Origin of the sequence: Schlesneria sp. (assembly GCF_036405755.1) — a bacterium.
GTDB lineage: Bacteria > Planctomycetota > Planctomycetia > Planctomycetales > Planctomycetaceae > Schlesneria > Schlesneria sphaerica.
In genome coordinates this window covers 1-6402 of record NZ_DASWWZ010000383.1, presented here as the reverse complement: position 1 = coordinate 6402, position 6402 = coordinate 1, and the positions used below count along the sequence as shown (strand labels likewise).

At 56.4% G+C, this 6402-nt stretch carries 5 protein-coding genes; all 5 read right to left on the bottom strand.

Going from position 1 to position 6402, the window contains the following annotated elements; all coding sequences use genetic code 11:
* Positions 1-40: 40 nt before the first annotated feature.
* Complete coding sequence (locus tag VGE80_RS13310) at positions 41-355, bottom strand: DUF971 domain-containing protein (RefSeq protein ID WP_373653037.1); 315 nt, start codon at positions 353-355, stop codon at positions 41-43.
* Between the two features lie 141 nt (positions 356-496).
* On the bottom strand, positions 497-2146 hold the full coding sequence (locus VGE80_RS13305) for a multiheme c-type cytochrome (RefSeq protein ID WP_440593011.1): 1650 nt from the start codon (positions 2144-2146) through the stop codon (positions 497-499).
* 85 nt (positions 2147-2231) lie between these two features.
* Positions 2232-3440, bottom strand: coding sequence for a DUF1573 domain-containing protein (locus tag VGE80_RS13300; protein ID WP_397569264.1), 1209 nt, complete (start codon positions 3438-3440; stop codon positions 2232-2234).
* Positions 3441-3575: 135 nt separating this feature from the next.
* Positions 3576-5828 carry an O-antigen ligase family protein gene (locus VGE80_RS13295; RefSeq protein WP_440593010.1) on the bottom strand — a complete coding sequence of 751 codons (2253 nt, stop codon included), beginning with the start codon at positions 5826-5828 and terminating at the stop codon, positions 3576-3578.
* 17 nt (positions 5829-5845) lie between these two features.
* Positions 5846-6402: MraY family glycosyltransferase (locus VGE80_RS13290; RefSeq protein ID WP_440593009.1), on the bottom strand; the 557-nt coding region annotated here is incomplete at its 5' end.

Genomic DNA, 6402 nt, shown 5'->3' with positions numbered 1-6402 from the left:
AATCCCCTGCCCCTGAGTTGGACTGGGTACCGTGTGAGTCCTACGTCTGACTGGTGACGCAGATACGATGGAGGCGGTCCCAGGTAAAAAGCCCTGAGCCATGCTGGTCGCTCCAGACGACTTTCAGTGCATAGTTGCCTGAAAAACCCAGTTCGATGGGGTGAATATCATCGGGGATCGATTCCGGACGCAAAAGTCTGACGCCGGTGATTTCGTCGACACATTGAGCACAGGGGCATTCGAAACGGACTAGCTTGAATGGTGGGCGATAGACCCGACCGTCCGCCCAGGTAATTTCAAATACGCCTGCATCCTTCAACGCACGAAGTGATTGCGGCGGACCAATGTCAGTCACGGTTGTTCTTTCAGGGTGAGATCAGTTCGTCCGCCAGGTGTTGGTTTCGATGGCGAACCCCGCTCTTAGGTCTCTGTGCGAGAAGTTCATGAGCGGGCGAGTGTGACTACGTGGAACGGTGTGATGCTGGTTCTGGAAAGTCTAGTCTTTGAAGGGGTGTTTGACCTGGTCCCAGTACTCGTCAAACCGCTCAGGGGTAAACTTGGGGCTGTTGTCGGGGTCATGACATTCGATACACATCGTTTTTCTGGCCTCAGCGAGCGTACGACGAACAAATTGACGGCCAGCGGCCAACTCGTCCATCGACGCGGATCCTTCTTCCAGTCGAACATGCTCACTCCCCGGACCGTGGCAGTTTTCGCATTGTTGTCCCAGCAGGTGTGATGACAACTTCTCTGAGACATAGCCGCTTTCGTAACGCAGCATCTCTTGCGGGTGCCAACCGGTCACGTGGCAGGAGAGACATTCCGGATCGAACTGCCGTTTGATCCAGCCAATTTTCTCTGCGGCGCGATCTTCGTGCCAGGGGCCTTCAACGATTGTCTGAAAGGCAAGCGCGTGGCCGGTCTCCTTCCAGTGTTCGAACGCCTTGGTATGACAGTCGCCGCATTTTTCAGCGCCCACATAGCTGAACCCGGATGGGTGTCGTAGCAGCAGCTCTTCCGATGTCGAGATCCCTTCGTCTTCCAGTTGCTGCTGATAATGCTGCATCATGGTGCGCATCTCTGGGTCATTCTTGAAGCGATCCTTATCCAGTTGAATCAGCTCAAAGCGGAACGGCTGTGCTTTGTTGTCGGGATAGAAGCCGAGCACGCCGACGCGTTTTCCCTTGCTTCCGACATGGAGCACCCATGAGTCCCCGACGGGAATCGGCTTGCCATCGGGTTCCTCAAATCCACCCGCTGCCAGAACGATGCGAAACTGGGGATAAGCTTTGGCGAGCTGCATCGATTCGGCTTCATTGCCGTGGCACAGCAGAACCATGAGATCAGGTTTTGCCTCTTCCAGTGCCTGAATGACAGGTGGCAGTGCGGTTTCAGGTTCCACAATGGTGATATTGGTACTCACTCCCGCCGGGGCGACGCGGTCCCGCAAACTGGGACCAAAGACCGAGGTGACTCCGATCTTCACGCCGTTCTTTTCCACGAGTCGGTAGGGAATTGGCCAACCCAGCTCCGGCTGGTCGAACAAGACCACATTGGCCGAGACGAGTGCTGTCGCCTTCGCCAGTTCGTCCGGATCCCCCGGCATCCGGGTTAGGATAAAATCCGCCCCCAGTCGCAGTTCTTCGAGGCCGACACCGACGGCGGCATAGTGCAGTTTCTGAAACGACTCGAAGAGCTTCTCGAACTTAATCTGATCCTGACGTCGAGAGCGTTTGAGGAGTCCTCCTACGTCCAGACCGACGAGGTCCCAGCCTTTTTCTTCGGTGAGGATCCGAACCAGGTCGGCGCGGCGGGCCATGCCCCCCGACTGAGTTTCCGAGCAGCCACACGGCTCCAGATACCCATGTTGCTCTCCTGTCAGCAGGAAAGCGACAGCAGGTTTATCCCAGCCGTTCAGATAAGGCTCGACGGCAAGGTCTTTCGTCGAATTGGCTGCGATTGTGTCGGAGTTCGAGGTCCCAGACTTGGGGGGCTTTACCGCCGGTTCGTGCTTTGGAGAAGCGGTGACGGCCTCGCTCTGCTCTTTCGTCGGGGTGTCCGCTTTCGGTGCTTCCGATGTCGGTGTGGGACTCGACTGCTCTGGTCCCGAGTTCGGGGGCTGGCATCCTGCAAACAGGACGCTCAACGACATCATCATTGTCCATACGCAAGAACGACAATGTCGTCTGGCCATTGTTTGCATCACATTCCCTCCTGGAACCCGTGGTCAATCACGTGGCGTGATAATCGATAGTAAGATTGAAGTCAGGTGCTTCGGGGTGATTGAACTTCAGTTTGAAGGATTTGGCATCGTTGTCACGATGCTTCCCTGGAGGACCCGGCAAAATTTCCACGTCCGCCTGATAGCTCTTGGATTTCCCGAAGACCTTTCCTTTTTCCGGAAACGTAAACTTGATTCTGGAATCGGAGGGCTCAACGGCCTGCAGCACCAGTTCTTCATCAAAGTTCTTCACGAAGAAGGTTACTTTAGCTTTCTTTCCACTGGAAGCCGGGAATTCCCCGAAGTGCAGGCGGTTGTAGTCAACATTGAAATTGGCACCGTTCACCCCACGAATTTCGATGGGGCCCCCTCGCCGCCCGATCACGCCAAAATTGACGAACAGATCGTCGTTTGCCTGGCTGCTGTCAGTTGGAATAATTTGCAGGCGAATCGTTTCCCGGAAGCGTCCAATGGGAACATCAGGACCTGCTTCCACCTTGATCTTGTATCCACTTTTCGCCTGATGAGGAGCGAGTGTCTCTTCGTCTGCCGGTTCCCACGTAATTTTTGCCCGAGCGTTATCGCGGGGCATTTCCTGGATTGTGAAGCCGGTCAGGCTCTTGGAACCGATATATCCTTCGGCCGTTGAGGGCTCGGTCAACGACATATCGCCAAAGTCCCATTGCCCTTCCGGGAAAATGCGGACCGCCTGGTCAACCATGCCGGTGATTGCCAGTTCGATTTTTCGCTGGTCCGGGTCATCCGTCATGACGGGGACCGTCTGGCGGAATTTCTCCATCTGGTTCTTCATGACCCACTTGACCAGGATGCTGATTGACTCACCCGGAGCAAGCTCGCCCTTTTTCTCAACAGCTTCACCGTTCTTGGTGATCTCGCCCAAAGTACATTGGCAGGTCGGCTTGCCCATTTCGAAGCGAAGCACCCCTTCTCCCACGTTCTTGATGGAAAAGACATGCTCATCAGTGTCGCCGACGTTCTTCACACCAAAGTTGAATTCTGACTCAGTCACCTCGGCTTTGCCGAAAGGGCCCGATTTGGGCAAAGGAATTTCTTCTGCCGGTTTCGCCTCGCTGGGGTTCGTTTCCGGCGATGTCGAAGTTGAAACGGGAAGTGCACCACCAAAACGTCCGACCCAGACGATCAGGGCGAGTGCACCCAATCCCAGAACAAGGGACAATACAATCGAAAACGGTTTCACAGATGGGACCTCTTTGATTTTTCGCAGGGCGACTATCTGTCGTGTGCCGCGCGCCTTCAGCGTCGCAATGCGAAGTATAAACGAAAAAGCTCGCGCTGCAATTCGGCGAGTCTCAGGGTGATGCCTTATACGACTTTACGATGCGTTCTCCCCGATCAGGGATTCGAGCTCACGTTTTCTCGATTCTTCCAGGTACCTGTCCACATGCCCCCACTCGCGGTTGATGGCCTCCTGCCGCAGAGCCTTTTCGGCGACCTCTCTGGCTTGAGCCAGCTTCCCCGCCCGTTGACAGGCAACGGCCAGCTCGGACATCAAAATCGCATTGGTAGGGTAGCGATCCCATGCTCGTTCCAAAGCGGCCACCGCCTGAGCTGCATCTTCACTGTTCTGCGAAGCCCTCCATCGTTCCATCCACCATTCCGCTAGTCGAACGTCATCTCGAAAATACGTCGGATTTCGCCGTTTGGCGTCATTCAACAGTTGTACGGCGTTCAGAAATGATTCGTTGGACCGGAAATGGTCTGCCGCCGCCTGGCGATATGCGAGTTCCGCACGCCGCCGCGTCGCTTCGCTCGACCAGCCATCAGACAGCTCCCCCTTCCGGTATTCCAGCTCGGCGGCACTCAACTGGCCTTTGGTGACCAGACGATCTCCGCTCATCAATGCTGCCTGCGTGATGCTGATCGGGCGAATTCCCGTCGTTATCAGCCCACACAGGAGCAGCAGGCTGAAAGCGCTCAACGGCAGCCAGCGGATGTCGACTTCCCCCCGCATCGAATTCTGTAATCCAGGACGGTGAACCGTGCCACAATCAATTAACGTCAGCAGCAGCAGGCTGATGGCTGGCATTCCAATCCCCCCGGCCCCGCAGAGATGGCACATCAGCGCAAACGCCGCTGCGTGCCAGCCGGCTCGCAGCAGTGAGGTTTCCGCCTGAATTCCGTCGAGTATACGGCACAGGCCCCAAAACAGACCCATTGCGACGGGCAATACGACCAGCAAACGGTCGTCCGCACCGCTGAGCAATAGCAGCAACCAGGCCACGGCGACTGTTGAGGCGAGGAGGATTCCCCACTGCGGATTAGCGCCGGAGACAGGAGCTTCCGTTTCTGGTTCCGTTCCCAAATCCTTAAACAGGACGACGCCAATCAGCACCAGACCGAGGAACGAGGCAATTCCGCCGCTGGCGAAAACGTCCAGAAACAGATTGTGGGGATCGGCGATCTCTTCGCTTGCTTCCGGCAACTTATAGCGGAGGTAGTGGCTGCGAAATTGTCCGGGGCCAACACCAAAAAGCAGGTGATCGGCGATCATCCGGGTTGTCGCCTGCCAATACTGCAAACGGTACTGCAGTGACTTGGGGGCTTCGGTGAGCACCTGTCGGTCAAGCCCTCCGAACATCGTCAGTCCCCATCCGAGAAACAGCAGAAACGCTCCGACACCAGCGCCATACTGCAGACCCCGCACGGTCAGGAGGGTGCGGCCGGAAAGCAGCATCAGTAACATCAGGCCAGCCCCCGTGCCCAACCACGCCGTGCGGCTTTTCGTCAGTAGCAGCGCCCAGCCGAGCACCAGGAAGACCACGATCCAGAGAGTAAGTTGCTTTCCGCTCCAGCGATTGCCGGCTCGAATTCGGGACGCGACGACACTCACTACCAAGATCAGGCTGACGGCGAGAAATCCGCTCAATGAGTTTGCCAGAGCGAAGAAACCGAGCGGTTCTCGGCTGTCCCTCAGCCGTTTCTCGAACAAGATCAGCGCCGGGCCGTCAGTCGGAATATTCTCCGAAGCCAGTTCCTTGCGAATGATTGCGGCTTCAATTGGATCTGCCTGCTTGAGTCTGTCAAATAAGGGAGCGTACTTCGCTGCCATCTGCGGAAAATCGACATAGTGCTGATACAGGCCCAGTCCCGCCGTGGCAACTCCTGTGGCGATCAGGGCTGCCAGCAGTTCGCGACGGAATTGAAAATTTCCGCAGTGCTGGTGCAGGATGGACCAGGCAATCACGACCCCCAGAGCTTCCCAAGCCAGATTAATGGCCGTTCGCTGATCGCCGGACCCCAGGACGATCTGGAGGGCGGAAATCACTTCGCCACCGAATAACAGAGCGACACCGACTCCCAACCAGCCGAGTCGCAACTGTGTGGATGGCCAGATCCACGATAGCAGGGACCATCCCACTGCGGCGGTTATCCAGCCCGCAACGATCCACAGGGTGTCTCCCTGATCGGCCGATTCAGCGACATAGAAGAAGCGACTTAGAAAGAGAATCAGCACCCAGCCCGCGAATAGCCAGCGGATTGTCTGTTCCAGGCGAGTCGTTCCCGGGTGTCGTGCTGCCCCCGCCGCTGAGGACCCCGCCGTTCGAACTGCTCGACTGTCTGCCATTCCCATTCCCATGTCCGTTAGGGCTGATCACGTGGTGCCGCTTCCAGAATGGCAATTAATAGCAGGATGCAACCAACACAAGCCACCACAATCACAGCTGCATTCCACGTCGAAACAGCATAGAGAGTCAGCCCCAGCAGTGACGTGATGATCGTCGTCAGATGTACCGTCAAGACGGCTTGCTCTTTTGTAAGTCCCAATGCAACAAGACGATGTGAAAAGTGCTTTTTGTCGGGCTGAAACGGACTGCGGCCCTCTTTCAAACGAATGAGGACTACCGAACAGATATCGTACAAAGGAACCGCGAGAACGCAGAGTGGCGCCAGAATCACGTGTTGACTCTCGTCTGCAGGAGTGTAGAAGGTCCCCAGCAGGGTCATGCAGGCGATGCTGAAGCCGATAAAGTAACTGCCGGCGTCTCCCATAAAAATGCGGGCCGGCGACCAGTTATGGCAGAGAAATCCCATCAGTGATCCCGCCACGATCAGAAAAAATCCGCCGACGAACCAGTGAGGGTCCCCCGGTTTCGTCAGCATCATGACCGCCAGAGTTGTACTGGTGATCAGCCCGATCC